Annotated in this window: 15 protein-coding genes and 1 pseudogene; 3 read left to right on the top strand and 13 right to left on the bottom strand. The window is 48.9% G+C overall.

Translation table 11 applies throughout. The features are described from left to right. Position 1 precedes the first annotated feature (1 nt). From L0B52_RS04700 to L0B52_RS04670, 7 genes are all read right to left on the bottom strand, one after another. Positions 2–268, bottom strand: a complete 267-nt coding sequence (locus tag L0B52_RS04700) for a phosphopantetheine-binding protein (RefSeq protein ID WP_235063595.1) — start codon at positions 266–268, stop codon at positions 2–4. Then, complete coding sequence (locus L0B52_RS04695; protein ID WP_235063594.1) at positions 262–957, bottom strand: lysophospholipid acyltransferase family protein; 696 nt, start codon at positions 955–957, stop codon at positions 262–264. The genes L0B52_RS04700 and L0B52_RS04695 overlap by 7 nt, the downstream gene beginning before the upstream one ends. An 80-nt stretch (positions 958–1,037) precedes the next feature. Next, a complete protein-coding gene (locus tag L0B52_RS04690) occupies positions 1,038–1,763 on the bottom strand; it encodes a beta-ketoacyl synthase chain length factor (protein ID WP_235063593.1) in 726 nt (241 codons plus the stop codon). Positions 1,764–1,843: 80 nt separating this feature from the next. After that, positions 1,844–3,262, bottom strand: coding sequence for a threonine synthase (gene thrC, locus L0B52_RS04685; protein ID WP_235063592.1), 1,419 nt, complete (start codon positions 3,260–3,262; stop codon positions 1,844–1,846). 62 nt (positions 3,263–3,324) lie between these two features. Beyond that, a complete protein-coding gene (locus L0B52_RS04680; protein ID WP_235063591.1) occupies positions 3,325–5,250 on the bottom strand; it encodes an ATP-binding cassette domain-containing protein in 1,926 nt (641 codons plus the stop codon). Next, on the bottom strand, positions 5,247–6,101 hold the full coding sequence (locus L0B52_RS04675; RefSeq protein WP_235063590.1) for a methyltransferase regulatory domain-containing protein: 855 nt from the start codon (positions 6,099–6,101) through the stop codon (positions 5,247–5,249). Before L0B52_RS04675 ends, L0B52_RS04680 begins: the two co-directional genes overlap by 4 nt. Continuing rightward, entirely contained in the window at positions 6,074–6,793 is a 720-nt protein-coding gene (locus tag L0B52_RS04670) for a class I SAM-dependent methyltransferase (RefSeq protein ID WP_235063589.1), read from the bottom strand. The genes L0B52_RS04675 and L0B52_RS04670 overlap by 28 nt, the downstream gene beginning before the upstream one ends. Positions 6,794–7,024: 231 nt before the next feature. Between L0B52_RS04670 and L0B52_RS04665 the strand changes: the two genes are divergently transcribed. After that, on the top strand, positions 7,025–7,477 hold the full coding sequence (locus L0B52_RS04665; protein ID WP_235063588.1) for a bacteriohemerythrin: 453 nt from the start codon (positions 7,025–7,027) through the stop codon (positions 7,475–7,477). 56 nt (positions 7,478–7,533) lie between these two features. On the opposite strand, the gene L0B52_RS04660 is transcribed toward L0B52_RS04665, so the two are convergent. Genes L0B52_RS04660 through argS form a run of 4 tightly spaced genes read right to left on the bottom strand, consistent with a single transcriptional unit; the run spans position 7,534 to position 11,430 of the window. Beyond that, a complete protein-coding gene (locus L0B52_RS04660; RefSeq protein WP_235063587.1) occupies positions 7,534–8,310 on the bottom strand; it encodes an L-threonylcarbamoyladenylate synthase in 777 nt (258 codons plus the stop codon). Positions 8,311–8,333: 23 nt separating this feature from the next. After that, a complete protein-coding gene (locus L0B52_RS04655; protein ID WP_235063586.1) occupies positions 8,334–9,089 on the bottom strand; it encodes a sulfite exporter TauE/SafE family protein in 756 nt (251 codons plus the stop codon). A gap of 9 nt (positions 9,090–9,098) precedes the next feature. After that, positions 9,099–9,695: an SPOR domain-containing protein gene (locus L0B52_RS04650; RefSeq protein ID WP_235063585.1), complete on the bottom strand. Its 597-nt coding sequence runs from the start codon at positions 9,693–9,695 to the stop codon at positions 9,099–9,101. After that, on the bottom strand, positions 9,652–11,430 hold the full coding sequence (gene argS, locus L0B52_RS04645; RefSeq protein ID WP_235063584.1) for an arginine--tRNA ligase: 1,779 nt from the start codon (positions 11,428–11,430) through the stop codon (positions 9,652–9,654). Before argS ends, L0B52_RS04650 begins: the two co-directional genes overlap by 44 nt. A gap of 311 nt (positions 11,431–11,741) precedes the next feature. On the opposite strand from argS, the gene L0B52_RS04640 reads away from it, so the two are divergent. Beyond that, entirely contained in the window at positions 11,742–12,299 is a 558-nt protein-coding gene (locus L0B52_RS04640) for a cytochrome b (RefSeq protein ID WP_235063583.1), read from the top strand. A 3-nt stretch (positions 12,300–12,302) separates the two neighbouring features. Here the strand turns inward: L0B52_RS04640 and recJ are convergent, their stop codons facing one another. Then, the gene (gene recJ / locus L0B52_RS04635) at positions 12,303–13,976 is read right to left on the bottom strand and encodes a single-stranded-DNA-specific exonuclease RecJ (protein WP_235063582.1); all 1,674 of its coding nucleotides are present in this window, start codon (positions 13,974–13,976) and stop codon (positions 12,303–12,305) included. Between the two features lie 9 nt (positions 13,977–13,985). Further along, a pseudogene (locus tag L0B52_RS04630) lies at positions 13,986–15,297 on the bottom strand (homoserine dehydrogenase). Between the two features lie 159 nt (positions 15,298–15,456). Here L0B52_RS04630 and L0B52_RS04620 point away from each other — a divergent pair. Continuing rightward, the gene (locus tag L0B52_RS04620) at positions 15,457–16,683 is read left to right on the top strand and encodes a uracil-xanthine permease family protein (RefSeq protein WP_235063580.1); all 1,227 of its coding nucleotides are present in this window, start codon (positions 15,457–15,459) and stop codon (positions 16,681–16,683) included. Positions 16,684–16,717: the final 34 nt, after the last annotated feature.

Raw genomic sequence — 16,717 nt, 5'->3', positions numbered from 1 at the left:
ATCATGCTGTTCCTTCTTGATGAATCCACTGAGCTAACGCATTTATGCTGTAAAAATGTGCGCGTAATTCCGTAGATTCGTTATCCATTTTGATGCCATAACGTTTTTGCACCGCGAGACCCAACTCAAGCGCATCCACTGAATCCAAACCTAAGCCGCTATCATCAAATAAAGCCGCATCGTTTTCGATATCTTCTTGATTAACATCCTCTAAGCCGAGTTTGTCAATAATCATTTCTTTTAATTCGTTTTTTAGTGCGTCTAACATTGGCTTTCTCTCTGGAAGTAGTCTATTAATTCACGGTTTAACAGGCGCGCGGCAATTGGTAATGGAGAGTTTTGCAGGTAAGTTTGTGGATCAATGTCCTCACCGACAATAATCTCGTATTCGTAGCGCGTTGGTGGAATATAATACCACGGTTGGTGCTTCATTAAACCTCTAGGGCGCATACGAATCACCACTGGGGTGATGACTTTGGCACCATGTAGCCCGATCGATACCGCACCGCGATTAAAATCAATCACTCCATCGGCACCGGTACGCGATCCTTCAGGGAAAATCATTAATGATTGTCCTGTGCGCAATACCTCGGTTGCTTGTTCAAAGGTCTCCATGCTTTCATCGTTGGGAATGAATCCACACAGCTCAATGGCTTTGTGTAAAACAGGGTTAGTCATTAATTTATGTTTGACGATACAATTACTGCTTGGCGACAGTGATAGTAGGAAAACGACATCAAGCAGTGAAGGATGATTGGCAAGAATGAGTTGCCCTTCTTTGCCGAGTCGTTCACCACCATGCACACGATAGTTGAGTACACCACCGAAGCGCATGATGTGTAAAAAACGTTTCCATACCCAGGCAACAATCGCTCTGGCGCGCATCGTCCGTGCTAGTCCCGGCGACTCATGACGCAAAATCCACGGTAAAAGCACACGCAGTACTAAACCAGCCAAACCAAAAAAGCCGTAACCAAATGCGGTATAAAAACTGCGCCATAAAAAAGGCCAGTCGACTGCCTATTCGAGCGACTAATTTACTCATGATGTTGCCAATGCCAAGTGTTGTACTGATAGTCGTGCTGCCAAGCGCGATTTTGGCGCAGCACATGTTTTATCCAATTCAGGCTTTGCCAGTATCGTGGTGGTGCGCCTGGATCTGCTGAAGCTACCTGGTGAATTTGCCACTGATGCCCGAGGCGTAGATGCATCGCCAGGGCAAAGGGAAATGGTGCACGTCGTGCATTGACATCGTATTCGGGTTTAAGCGGGTCCTCGCTGATAAGCAACAATACATCCTTTGCACCGTCAAGAAGCATGCTCATTGCCTCAATAATTCCGGTTTCTAAGCATTGTTCTGAAGCGCATAATGCGCTAATTTCCTGGTGATTGTGCTGTAGTATCGACCATTGACCGGGTAATGCGTTATGAACTGATAAACCAAAAGCCATCGGCGATACAGAGCTTTCACCCAATAGTTCTAACCACATGGCAAAACTACGGTTTACTTCACCATCATGTGATACATACACCAGCGGATAAGCGGCATGTGCGGAGGTTAGCGGCCATAAGGCGGCCAACATCATCCGAGCCTGTGCAGACAAACGCCGGCGTTTGTTTGGCGGGATAAAGCTTAAATCGGGTTTGCTTATCGGTAAGTCGGTGTGGTTTAGTTTGCCTTCGGCCCATAACTGCCACTGCGATTGTGTGAGCAATCTATCGCTTACTGCGCACCAATTAACGATATCAAAGTGTAGGTTCAAACAAACGTTCCATATTAAATAAAATTAATTCTATCGATTGCGACCATGACTTGCAAAGAAAACATTTAATGATCGTATCATCACACGCGTTGTTTGATATACGCTTTTAGGGCGTCGAGATCATTATCGAGCACATCGACATGGCGCGGCGCGTCTTCTATATTGGCAAACCGTGCTGGGCGAGGCGGCGCTTCACCGACTGCTTCGATAACCGTATCGGTGAATTTGACCGGCAGCGCGGTTTCTAAACAGATCATTGGATGGGTTGTTATTATATTCGCGCGGTGTTGTTGTGCCACAAACACACCATCAGCGGTATGTGGGTCGATCAGTCGATCGTAACGCGCATAAGTTTCACGGATGGTGGTCAAACGCTGTGCATGTGTGGAGCGACCAGAGGCGAAATCAGAAGTTTGTACTGCTTGCCAAAAGGGCGTTCCGCGCAAATCGATCTCGCCTTGACGCTCGAGCGCTTGCCACCACTGCGCCACTTGTGCGCCATTGTTGCCGCTAATAAGATACAAATAGCGCTCAAAGTTCGACGCTTTGCCGATATCCATTGATGGACTGGAGGTTTTCGCCACATCAGCGGATGGGCGAATGCGGTACACACCGTGGGTGAAAAATTCATGTAACACGTCGTTTTCGTTAGTCGCAACCAGTAGTTTGCCGAGCGGCAGCCCCATTTGTTTGGCGAGATAACCGGCAAAGATATTGCCAAAATTACCCGATGGGACGCAGACATCAACCGGCTCACCAATAGCGATATCTAGCGCCAAATACGCTTTGAAATAATACACTGCTTGTGCCAACACGCGCGCCCAGTTAATCGAGTTAACCGCACCGATATGGTGTTCACGCTTAAACGCGGCATCGGCGTTAACCGCTTTGACTAAGTCCTGGCAGTCGTCAAACACACCGCGCAGGGCGATGTTGTGAATATTGGCTTCATCAATGCTAAACATTTGCGCCTGTTGAAACGCACTCATGCGTCCATGAGGGGAAAGCATGAAGACACGTACATTATCTTTGCCAATCATCGCATATTCTGCCGCCGAACCGGTATCACCAGAAGTGGCGCCGAGAATATTAATCGTCTGTTTGCGTTGCTCGAGCACATATTCAAAGGCGTGACCCAAAAACTGCATCGCCATGTCTTTAAAGGCCAGTGACGGACCATTGGAAAGCTCAAGTAAATACAGTTCGTCTTCACCTAAGCGGGTGAGCGGGGCGATATCTGCGCTGTGAAAGACGTCTTCACGATAGGTTTTATGCACGATGGCGCGTAAATCCTCAGCTGGGATGTCGCTGATATAGGGCCGCATGACTTCATAGGCTAAATCCGCATACGATAGTGTGCGCCAATGTGCTAAATCCTCGTGGGAAATTTGAACAATGCGCTCTGGCATCGCCAAACCGCCATCCGGCGCTAAGCCAGATAATAAAACATCGCAAAACTGTCCCAGTGACGCGCCGCCGCGAGTCGAAACGTAATTCATGGTGTCATCCTTAAGCGTCATTGGTTATAAGGTGTTGATAGTGAGGGTAGAAGCGCTCTTGATTATTCATCAGGCACATCGCCTTCTTCGAGGAAAATCCAGCGTTGCACCAGCTCATCAAGGTCGTTTTGCGCAAATTGTAGCGTTTCATAAGTGCGCGATTGCGTCTCGTGATCTTGTTGATGAAAAGCGGGGTCGGCTATTTTTGTGTTTAATCGCTCCACTTCAGCTTCAGCTGCGCTAATAAGCTCAGGCAGTTGCTCAAGTTCGCGCTGGTATTTATAGCTGAGTTTTGGCGTTTTTTTCTTCATGGTGTTGTTTGCTGGCGCTGAGGTTTTTGCCGCTGTTTTCTTAAGAGTATTGTCTGCTGCTTCATTGATTGGTGCAAGTTGTTCGACGCGCCCACCTTGGCGTAACCAATCGTCAAAACCACCCGGCACATGCTCTATTATTCCCTTGGCTTGGTTAAATACCCAAGAACGCGTCACTACTTCATCGAGAAAATGGCGGTCGTGGCTCACCAAAAGCACAGTGCCTGTGTAGGTATCAAGTACCTCTTCAAGCAGCTCTAAGGTTTCGATATCCAAATCGTTGGTTGGTTCGTCGAGCACCAAAACATTGACTGGTTGTGCGAATAATTTAGCCAGCAACAGGCGAGCGCGTTCCCCGCCTGAAAGCGCGGAAACCGGCGTTTGCCAGCGCTGTGGAGAAAAAAGAAAATCTTGTAAATAGCTAGCAATGTGTTTACGTTGGCCGTTGATCTCGACGTAATCTTTACCTTGACCAAGGTTCTCGCGTAGGGTTTGTGTTTCATCCAGTGCGTCGCGTAATTGATCAAAATAGGCGACGCTGAGTTTTGTGCCATGGGTGACCGTGCCTTGTTGCGGGGTGAGTTTACCGAGTAACACATTAAGTAGGGTGGTTTTGCCGACACCATTGGCACCAATTACGCCAATTTTTTCACCACGCTCGATGATGTCGTTAAAATCATGAATGATATCTACGCCTTGTTCGTGGGTGAAATGAACGTCTTCGGCAACGATCACTTGTTTGCCCGAGCGTTCACCGCTGTCTAAGCGCAGTTTAGCCTGACCTTGCTGTTTGATGCGTGTGGCACGCTCTGCGCGCATCGCTTTCAGCGCGCGGACACGTCCTTCGTTGCGTGTGCGGCGGGCTTTAATGCCTTGACGAATCCAAACTTCTTCCTCGGCAAGTTTCTTATCAAATTTGGCGTTCGCTTCAGCTTCGGCGTGCAAGAGTTCTTCACGGGTGCGTAAGAAACGTTCGTAAGTTCCGACCACATCGGTTAAACGGCCGCGATCCAGATGCCAAATGCGTGTTGCAGTCTGGTGCATGAATGCTCGGTCGTGGGTGACAAAAATGACGGCACCAGTAAATTGCTTAATCGTTTGCTCGAGCCACGCAATCGCGGCCAGGTCGAGGTGGTTGGTGGGTTCGTCGAGGAGTAGAACATCCGGACGCGCGACCAGTACGCGTGCCAGCCAGGCGCGACGTCGCCAGCCACCGGATAAATCAGCCATTGCCGTTGTGCCGTCTAGCTCAAATTGGGTTAGGATGGCATCGATTCGACTGTCGATTTGCCAGCCATCAGCAGCGTTTATTTGCGCTTCCAGCTGCTCCATCTCCGCAGCATGCGCGACAGAAAAATCGTCTAATAACGCCTGATAAGCCAATAATTGTTCGTTAATATCCGCTAAACCACCAGCAACGACTTCGCGCACGGTGCTGTCATCCGCGTTAGGCGGGTCTTGCGGTAAATAGGCAATCCGCACGCCATCGCGGATGGTTAGTTGACCATCGTCAGGCGTCTGTTCACCGCGCAACACATTCAGCAAGGTCGATTTTCCTTCACCGTTACGGCCTAACAGCGCAATGCGTTCACCGGCTTTAACGCTAAACGATACGTGATCTAACAGCGGTTGTAGGCCAAAAGCGAGGGTTAGCTCCTGTGCGATGAGTAAGCTCATGCTGCCTCTTCCTCTAATAACCCCTGCGCGCTTAATAAAGAAAGGGTTTGTTTGACCACGAGCTCTGCGTGCTCACCAATCGTGGTGGTATTTTGCGGGTCGACTTCTTGAGGCGGGGTGACGTGACCATTTTGCCAAGCATTACTGAGCGCTTCAATTAAAGCGTTGCGGTCGTGTGTGCCATCAAGAAGTTGCATGACCGCTTCATGCGACGGACTAACGACCAATTCTTGATGCCAGCGGTTACTTAAACCAAAGCAACCTGGGTGTGCGGCACGTGCGGCAACCATTTCTGCCAAAATAGGATGCAGCTTCGGTTTATCGGTGAGTCGAATATTTTCGATATGCAGCGCTGAAGCACGAACCATCACCGTTTGATTGGCGACCAGCAGCAGAATCATTCTCATCGTATCCTGGCGTTGCTCTGAGGGCGCGCTTTCAACGATATCACCAGCCAGCACATTGGATAATCCCGCTTGGTTCAATTGCCCGCAGACCAAGCGGCTGATCGCATTGTCTTTAACCTGGACAGCTGGATTTTGTAACGATTGCCACACTGGGGCTTCTTCAGTTGGTGGGCGAAAGCCGCCTTGAAGATACATGCTGAGCAAAGCATCATTTTTAAGCCCTGAATTCACATCATGGAAGGGCGTATTGCTCTGATGCGTGAGTAGCGTTTGCCGGGTGTTTTGATAATTGAGAAAATCCTGATATTGCTGCTTGGCGAGCACATCACCAGCGCACTCTTGCTCAAGCATGGCAGCAAGGTCATCATCGGTGGCTGGTGCTAAAATCGATTCGTATTGTGCTTCACCAATAAACGCTAAGTCGGCTTCTTGGGCCTGGGCCATAAATTCATGGAAATACACGGGATGATTTTTTTCGCGATGAAATCGAGATGCGCTTTTTGCGGCTCTAAACTCAATATTTCCTGATTATAGAGGGCAAGAACCGGCTTTAACGGGTGGTTTTCTTGAATGTGTTGTTGTAAAAGCGCTAGGAAGTTGTGCGCCCGCGCTAAGTCGTCCTGGGCGTTGCCCTCAGCGGGTTGCTCTAAACGATACTCAATCATATCGGCATAGCCTTCTAATAACTTCCAGCCAGGGTAGGTGCTATAGGTGATATAGGCCACGCCACGCTCGCTTAACGCCGATTTAGTGAGCTTAAACAATGCGTGACGCTCATCCTCATCAAGGTAGCTGAACACATCGTGACAGATTAAGTAGTCGACGCTGGCTTGTTTGGGTGCGAGTTTAGCGATGTCTTGGCAGATAAAACGCACATTTTTAAGCGCCAATTTCTCAGCGACTTCTTTAGCCAGCGCTATCGCTTCTTCGTCACGGTCAATCGCGATAATACGCATATTGGGGTTGAAGGCAGCGAGCATCAGCGCATGCGTGCCATAACCGCAGCCGATATCCAACACATGAGCGTGTTCTGCTGGCGCTGCGTCGAGACCAAACCAGCGCGCAAGCGCACGCAAATAGTCGGGATGCGCGCGTGATAACGGCTTTGAACGGGTTAATAATTTGGTATCAGACATGCAATCACTCCAGCAAACTTTACCCACACAGTGTAGCGGATTTTAACGTGGTTTGTCGGTTTCTCAGCTAGAGGATTATGGCAATTGTGGTCGTAAAGATGAACGCGTTGAACAGTTGATTGAAATGGAGAAAATTATTGGTTAAAGGCATGCTTTTACTTTAACGCTTTGTTAAAATGTCGAGCCAATCACGATAATAATTTTTTAAAATTAAACTCAGGGTAGATATAAATGGCATTGCCAAGAACATTTATTGAATGGGATGATCGCTTCTCGATTAAGGTTGAAGATATTGATTACCAGCATCAAGAGCTGGTTAATATTATGAACCGCCTCTATCAGGCGATTGTTGATCGTACGGCACAATCAGAAGGGCCAAAAATTCTTGATGATCTAAAAATCTATACCATTGCGCATTTTAGTGTGGAAGAAAGCTTAATGCGTATTTTTGGGTATGAAGATTATGAAGTGCATAAGGAACAGCACAGACAGCTCGTCGAAGAATTACAAGAAGTGATGCTGCGTGTGGAAGCGGGTGAACACCACATTAACAGCGATTTGTTGATTTATTTGCGTAAATGGTTGGTTAACCACATCATGCATACTGATGTTAAGTTGGGTCGGTTTCTTATCGAGCAAGGGATTGGTAAAAACAAACCTTGGTACAAACGGATATTTTCTTAAATCCTGACGGTAAAAAGGCAACGCGGTCGCGTTACCTTTTTTATTTCAGGTTTTGCTTAATAGTATTCGCCGTGACGGTAGTCCCAGCTTGGGAAAATGTCTGATAAATGCATCATGATTTTATCGACATCCAACCCTTTGCGAATTAGCACTGGCGCTGGTGAGATCGAGCGCTCACCATGTTGTTCGGGGATTAATTTGCCGTTTTTATCAACCATGGAAACCATCACCCCTTGCTCATAACGGGTATCAATCGTTTTATCGGGCTGAATCGAGGCGACATAATCATCGGCTTCGATGATTAAATCAACGTGTGAGGCGATGCGCTCACCAATCCCTTCAACTAAGCCACGATTTCCTTTACCTGATGGGTTGGCAGAGCTGGCAAACACGCATTGTTTTTCTTGTTCCCAGCGGTGGGCGGCGATTTGCTCACCCGGTGTACCGAAGCGGATAACAAAACAGCTGGTGCCGCGTTTGTCCATCATCAACTCTTCACGGCCATCTTGAACCAGATTGGCTTTGGCATTTTCGCGCCACGGTAGGATACAGCCGAGTAAGATGTCCTCATCCCAATGACGTTGGTACAGCTCATCGATTTCCGGGGTCATTTGCGCGAGTTCACGCAGTTGTTCCATGCTGCCGCAAAGAACCACCCCTGGCTTGTTACGGTTACGCTCTTTAGCGTCGAATTTACGTTCTAGGCCTTTGCGGTCGGTGGTGATGATGATGTAACCAACTTTGGTTGGACAAACCAATAACCCACCTTCTTGTGAGAATACGTCAATCGCCTCTTGAGGAAGTTGTTTTTGCCAATGAATTTGTGGGGGCATAGGATCTCCTTGTAGTAAAACCGTTAATCAGAAAATAATGCAGCCACGACTGCCGCAAGCGTCATGGTAAATAATAGCCATTTTAGGGTGCGCGTGCTCACACTAATCGCGATTTTAACGCCAATGACCGCACCAAGCATATTACCTGCAGCAAGGATCAGTCCGGCTATCCACCAAACTTGACCTTGCCAAATAAAGATAATCAGCGCGACAAAGGTAAAAAATAGTGTGCACACCACTTTCAGTGCATTGGCGCTAACCAGATTGTAGCGTAGAGAGCCGGCAAGTGCAGTAATCAATACAAAACCAACGCCCGCTTGAACAAACCCACCATAAACGCCGGCTAAAAACAGCCAATACCAAGCACTTGGTGTGTCACGCATCGCGTTTGGTGGAGTGTCGGGGGAAGGCATGACAATGCTGGGTCTAAAGAGCATTAAAGCGGCCATCGCGAGCATAGTTAGCAGTAAGGTGGGTTTTAGAATGCTATTTGGTGCGAAGGCTGCAAGTAGTGCGCCGACTAACGATCCGATCAAAGTAGGTAGTAAAATCAGCGGTAAATCACCTAAGGGCATGCGTCCTGCGCGATGGAATTGACGAATGCCAACTACCGATTGCAAAAATACCCCTACGCGGTTTGTGCCATTAGCGACATCGGGTGGGACACCCATGATCATCAGCGCGGGTAAAATCAGATTCGACCCGCCACCGGCCATCATATTGATGATGCCTGCAGCAACCCCGAGGGTGGCCAGTAAGCTGTAGTCAAACCAATCCAATTTTCAACCTCACTGGCTTTTGACGTAGGCTTTTAGTAGTGTGTCGACGCCTTGACGCTGTAGGCGCTTTTGAATCGTTTGTGCGTAGGCTTTTTCCTGGTAAGGCCCAACCTGGACTAAATAGAATTGCCCACTTTGTACGATGGTTACCGGATAATCGCGCAAAATCATCCGCGCGCGCATGCGATCAGCCTGTTCTTTTTCACGAAAAGCACCAACCTGAACGCGAAAATAATTCCCTTCCATGTCGGTGATGACATTCGTTTCTTCGGTTTTGCGCTCAATTTCTGCATCGACTTCAGCGCGGCGGTGGGCGAGCTCCTGATAAAAATCATAACGGGCGTCGTTGTTTTGATCTGTGTTCTTAGGTTGTTCTGGTGGGGGTTGCTGCCGCGTGGTCGGTGGGGTGGCTGGTCTGTTCGGTTTGGGCTCACCATCCATCGCCTGTATAAAGCGATACACAATCAGCACTAAAACCACCACAATAAAGGCCATCAAGATCATACCAATGATGCGTGCGCCTAATTGGTTCATGCCACCGGTTTTTTTCTTTTTGCCCGACTCACATCCGCTCCAAGGCATCAACGCCAATAATTGCCAGACCATTACGTAACACCTGTTGTGTTGCCTGGGTGAGCAACAAACGAGCAGCACGTAATGCCTCATCATCGTGTAATACTTTATGACCAGCATCGTAAAACTGATGCCATGCGCTGGCAAGGTCTTTCAGATAATTCACCACACCGTGTGCGGTGTATTGAATACCAGCATGTGCAACCACCTCTGGAAAGCGCGCTAATTCACGGATGATTGCGCGTTCGGCTTCTGTGCTTAACAGTCGACGGTGGGGCAAAGCGGCTTCAGCTGAAAATTCGATGTGTTCTTCTTGAGCGCGAGCGAGCATACGACAAGTCCGCGCATGAGCGTATTGCACATAATAAAACGGGTTGTCTTTGCTATGTGACATCGCCAAATCTAAATCGAAATCCAGATGCTGTTCGGGTTTGCGCATCGCGTAGAAAAAGCGCGCAGCATCGTTACCGACGGTGTCGCGGAGCTCGCGCAGGGTGACAAATTGCCCTGAGCGTGTCGACATCTGCATTTTTTCGCCACCACGATAGAGCACAGCAAATTGCACCAAAGCAATCGTTAATTTACTGGGCTCAAGGCCAAGCGCAGCAAGAGAAGCTCGCACGCGCGCCATATACCCATGGTGGTCGGCGCCAAAGATATCGATCATCTGATCGTAGCCACGCTCATATTTATCAAGATGGTAGGCAATATCAGAGGCAAAATAGGTAGGTGCGCCATTATCGCGCTGTACCACGCGGTCTTTTTCATCGCCAAATTCGGTAGCGCAGAACCATGTGGCACCTTCATCTTCGTATAAAAAGCCTTCTTTATCTAAATACGTGAGCGTTTTTTTAACCAAATCGTGCTCAAACAGCGAACGCTCGCTATACCAGCGGTCAAAATGGACGCCAAACTCTGCCAGATCGTCGCGGATATCATCGAGTACGAGGTTGAGTGCAATATCAAACACTGCGCGGTATTGATCGGCGCCCAAAAGCGCTTTCATATCAGCAATCGCTTGGTCAATCCATTGATCACGCGTACCGTTATCGGCTTCTTCTTGGCTCCAGGCGCGTGGCGCTTCGCTGAGCCACTGATCAGTCGTGTGCACTAAAGATGTATTGAAGCGTTGCTGTACAGAAGCAGCTAAATCGCGCACATATTCACCTTGATAAAGCCCTGACGGCAGGGCTTCTGCCGCATCGTTGGCCTCAAGATAACGCCAATAGACGCTCAGTGCCAAAATATCCATTTGCCGGCCGGCGTCGTTCACATAGTATTCGCAGTCAACCTCATGGCCGTTAGCGCGCAACACATTAGCAAGCGTTGCCCCATAGGCTGCTCCTCGACCGTGCCCGACGTGTAGCGGCCCGGTTGGGTTGGCGGAAACAAACTCGATAAGCACCTTTTGCGGACTATCAGGCTGATGGTGTCCAAAGAGATCACCTTTATGGACAATCTCGCTCAAAACGGCTGTTTCGCTGTCGCGTGACAGGCGGATGTTGATGAATCCCGGTCCGGCCACTTCCATGCCGGCAACGCATTCCATCAGTGGCACCGTTACCACGATTAAGTCCGCTAATTCACGTGGTTTCATCGAAAAAGCTTTGGCGGATTTTAAAGCGATATTACTTTGGAAATCACCATGTTCGGGATTGTTTGTGCGGCTAACCTCTATCTCTTTGGGTAGCGCGGATTCATTGATTTCATGTAAGCCTGCGAGGCTTAATAGCGCCAATGACAAGCCTTGTTCAATCTCTTGTTTCAAAATACTGCTCTTAAGTTATTCGTGCAAAACGTATTATTTTATCGTGTTTTGCCTGATAAAACTATATATCAGTAGGCGATGCGTAGAAAAGATTTCCCTAAATTTATTCAGGTTTTGCTCTGTTGTTAGGATTTAACTAGAGACGGTGATCGATCGTGAGATCGATGAACAAAATGCGGCTGACTTTTTACGAATTAAGGGTGTTCTTCTACCGTTTCTGTGTATAATCAGATAACATTTTTATTATATGAAAATGTAGCAATTGCCCGTAAGTGGTGATGAGTCAATAAAAAATCAATCATGAGGTTGTTATGTCTGTAGATACGAGAGAAAAGCTGTCGCTGACGACGGTTGTCTTGCACTGGATTGTTGGGGTAGGCGTGATAGTGGCGATGATCGTAGGTTTTGTTATGGCTAAAAACGAGCTGTATGCGATTTATCCCATTCATAAATCGGTGGGCGCTTTATTGTTTATCTTCATTTTATGGCGCGTGGTTTGGCGGATTAAGCAAGGCCCGCTCACTCATGTTGGCCAATACAGCCAAATAGAGAACATCTTAGCGAAAATTGTCGTGCTCGTGATGTTGCTCGGCACCGTATTATTCCCCTTATCTGGGATGATCATGTCTTATTTTGGCGGTAGCGGGTTGAGCTTCTTTGGCTTAGAACTCGTCGCGGCTAATATCGGTGCCGATGGTAAACGTGAGGCGCTCAATGGTGGTATTGCGAGTTTCGCGCGCAGTGTGCACGGTTGGTTGCTACCAATTATGGCGATCGCAATCATCTTGCATATTATTGGTGCGTATAAACACCACTTTGTCGATAAAGACGGTACGATGAAGCGTATCCTGGGTAAACGCGTTGCCTAATAATTAGAGCGCTTGAATATGCTCAATGAGTAAATTCAGGCGCTCATCTCCGTAAAACCGGCTGACTTGTAGCGCGTAAATGACGCGCACCCGTGTGCCGTAAGCATAATCGGCTTGATTAAAAAACCAGACCGCTGTGAGGGTGCGTCCGCTTTGCGGCTCGCGCAAACTCAGACGTGAGTGGTTGCTGCCTAAAATGCGGCATTCCAGCACATCAAAAGTGTTACAAAAGGTCGGTTGTGGCAGCTCTGCCCCCCACGGTTCGAGCTGGTTGAGGTAATTTGCCCAATCTACCTGCATCAAAGACGGATCCAGCGCCCCGTCAATATAACAATAAGGCTGAGGGTGTTCGCCGATCGTTGATGCAAAAGCTTGATTGAGTGCGGTAGTCAACGCGCTGAATTGGCTGCGTTTTACTGAAAGTCCGGCAGCCATTGCGTGTCCGCCGTATTGCAACGCTTCTGCTGGGAGCTGTGCTGCCGCGATATCGAGGAGTGCCTTAATATCAACCCCTTCGACCGAACGCAAGGAAGCTTTCAGCCACTCAGGATCTTGTGCGTCGGTGGCAATGAGCGCGGGTTTGTTGAGGCGCGATTTAAGGCGTCCGGCAACAATACCGATTACGCCTTCATGCCAGTCTTGGTGATGAACGCACACCACCGCTTGCTGACGGTCGGCTAAATAAAGCGCTTGCTGGAGCATTTCGCTTTCAACCGCCTTGCGCTGACGGTTTGCTATGTCAAAGGCATTAGCGAATTCGTGTGCGGTCTGCCAGTCATCGCTAAGCAATAAGGCGACGCCATCACGCATATCCCCCATGCGTCCAGCAGCGTTTAGCCGTGGTGCGATGGCGAAGGCGATATCTTGTGCGCTGATGTGCGTGGTATCGATATTACCAATCGCGCATAGCGCTAAAATGCCGGCGTTACCTTGGCGGCTGCGGATGCGTTGTAAGCCAGCATGGACGAGAATACGGTTGGTCTGGGTCAGAGGAACGACATCGGCAATCGTGCCGAGCGCTACCAGATCAAGGTAATCGGTTAATACCACGCGTTTATCCCAGTCGCCACGGGTTAATAAAGCGCGACGCAATGCTAATAAAAGATAAAACGCCACGCCAACGCCGCACAGGTTGGGTGCGTTGAAGGTATTGTCAGTACGTTGTGGGTTAATTACCGCACACGCATTGGGCAGGGTCTCGCTCGGCAAATGATGGTCAGTAATTAACACATCAATATCTTTTTCGCGTGCGTAATCAACGGCTGCGTGACTTTGGATGCCATTATCCACGGTAATGATTAAATCAGGGCGTTTATTGAGTGCGTCGATGCCTGCAATGCTTAACCCATAGCCGTGGATGCGTCGATCGGGTAAAAACCAATCCACTTTAGCGTGTAAGCGACGTAATACGCGCACCATTAATGCAGTGGCTGTTGTGCCATCGACATCATAATCACCGTAGATCAGGATATTTTCTCGGTAGTCGAGCGCTTCGATGATGCGCGTCACACCCGCATCGATATCGCACAAGCCTTGAGGCGGGGCTAGGGCGGCCAGCGATTTATCGTAAGCCTCTGCATCATCTAGGCGGCTGGCATAAATTTGGCGCACCAACGGATGCCACGCCTGTGGCAACGCGTTGGGGTCAATGCGCTGAGGACGGTCTTTAAGCAGCATGCCTATCGCTTATTCAATATCTTCGACACGAATGCGCTTAATCGCGTGGCGTAAGCAATCGAGCTGGGCAATCGCTGCGATCGCGTGATCCATTTGCGCTTCCTCAACCGCTTCAGTTAAGAAAATCAGCGGTACAGTATCATCGTGCTTTAAGGCATTTTTTTGAATCATTGAGCGGATGGAAATATCGTGTTCGGCTAAAATGCGCGTCACATCCGCAAGTACACCGCTGCGGTCTTCGACATCAAGGTGTAAGTAATACGCGCTGAAAAATTGCGCCGGTGGGAGCACGGGCAGTTCTTCATCGCTGTAGAGCTGATGAAAGCCAAATTCTGCTAAGCGGTCTTCTTGAGCGAGGTTGAGCTCTCGAACCACGTCGATTAAATCGGCAATAACGGCAGAAGCGGTAGGGTGCTTACCCGCGCCTGGGCCATAATGCAGGCTGTTGCCGATCGCATTACCTTTAACCTGCACCGCGTTCATCACGCCATTAACGCTCGAGAGCAGGGCGTGTTTAGGAATGAGCGTTGGGTGCACGCGAATCTCCACCCCATCTTTGCGTCGTACAGCGAGGCCTAAATGCTTGATTGCATAGCCCAGCTCATCAGCAATTTCGATATCGAGCGGTGTGATATGTGAAATACCTTCGATATAGGTTTTATCAAATTGCAAGGGGATGCCAAACGCAATCGAGGCAAGAATAGTGATTTTGTGCGCCGCATCAATCCCTTCAACATCATAGGTTGGGTCGGCTTCAGCGTAACCTAGCGCTTGTGCTTCGGTAAGCACATCATAAAATTCACGGCCTTTTTCAGACATTTCGCTGAGAATGAAATTGCCGGTGCCGTTGATGATACCCGCGACTTCGCTGATCGCGTTGCCACTCATCCCTTCGCGGAGCACTTTGATAATCGGGATACCACCAGCAACAGCCGCTTCGTAGGCGAGCTCCAAGCCTTTTTTCGCGTGAACGGGCGAACAGCGCTTGGCCGTGTTTGGCAATCAACGCTTTATTTGCGGTGATCACGTGTTTACCATGATCAAGCGCGGCCTCGATGAATTCTTTGGCTGGATGTTCGCCACCAGCAAGTTCGATGAGTATGTCGATTTTCGGGTCGGTAGCGACAGCCATGCCGTCGGTGAGACAGGTGAATGGTAAATGTTCGGTATCGGTGCCTTGCCATGAGCGCTTGGCAACAGCTACAACGCTGAGGCGGTAACCACAGCGACGCTCAATTTCTGCCGCATTTTCTTCTAAGACCTCGACCACGCCTTGCCCGACGGTGCCATAACCAATCAACCCGATGGCAATATCCTTCACTGCCCAACCCCTTTTAAACTTAATTTCAATACAATAAACCAGTATATAGCGCTTATCGTGTGCACAGCAAATCCGCTGTCTGTCTCGTCTAAGGATAAACACATTCACAGTTCATTAACAATCGTTTATAATTTAGAAGATTTTATTTAGGAACCTGCCATGACCCGCGTATCTTTTAAAGAAATTCTCGTTGGCATACAAATGCTCTTTGTCGCTTTTGGTGCTTTGGTGCTTGTACCGCTGTTAACCGGTATCAGCCCATCAGTGGCGTTGCTTTCTGCCGGTATTGGCACGCTATTTTTTCAATGGTTTACCGGTTTTAGCGTGCCAATTTTTCTTGGCTCATCGTTTGCTTTTATCGCGCCATTAACCATTGCGATTGACCAATGGGGGCTCGCAGCGACTCAAGGCGGGATTCTAGCGGTCGCTGCCGTTTATTTGGTGCTCGCGCTGTTGATTCGGGTACTGGGTGTTGGCTTTATTCAGCGTGTATTCCCGCCGATTGTGGTCGCGCCAGTAATTATGGTGATTGGTTTGTCGTTGGCGCCGGTGGCGGCGAATATGGCGATGGGCTTGACTGGCGATGGCAGCGTTGAGCTGGTGAGTAAAGCGCCGGCGATGATTACCGCGTTTATCGCGTTGCTGGCGACGATTATTGTCGCACTTTATACCAAAGGCCTGACGCGTATGTTGGCCGTTTTTGCCGGGATTGTTGCTGGGTATGTTGCTGCTTTTGCCCTTGGAATTACCGATTTTAGCGCCGTGCAACAGGCGAAATGGTTTGCCGCACCGCCAGTGACGCTGCCAAGCTTTCACTTTGAGGCGATGCTATTTCTGATCCCGATTGCGATTGCGCCAGCGATTGAGCACATTGGTGATGTGGCGGTGATTAGTGAAGTTTGTGAGAAAGACTTTTTCAAAAAACCTGGCTTGCACCGCACGATGGCCGGTGATGGGGTGGCTATTGCGATTGCCAGTATGCTCGGTGGGCCGCCGGTCACTACCTATTCAGAAGTCACAGGTGCGGTGTCGATAACTGGTGCGAAACAGGCGCGGATTATGATTTATGCCGCATTTACCGCGATTATTCTTGCCTTCTCCGGTAAATTAGCCGCTTTTTTAAGCAATATGCCAACCCCAATCATGGGTGGGATTATGATGCTGTTATTCGGCACAATCGCCGCGATGGGCGCGCGTTCTTTGCTTGATTCGCGCACAGATTTGAGCAGCGAGCGCAGCGTCATCATTATTGCGGTAACTTTGGTTATCGGCCTTGGCAATGTTGTCATCCAGCTTGGTCCAATTAATTTACAAGGTATTGGTTTATCGGCGATTTGTGCGATCGTGCTTAATCTGATTTTACCGCATCGCCAAAAAAGCGCTTAAGCCTTCTCTAAGGGGTTTATGATAGAGTAGCGGT

This window comes from Suttonella sp. R2A3, from assembly GCF_021513215.1.
Lineage (GTDB): Bacteria > Pseudomonadota > Gammaproteobacteria > Cardiobacteriales > Cardiobacteriaceae > JAHUUI01.
This window is presented reverse-complemented; position numbering and strand designations above follow the sequence as displayed.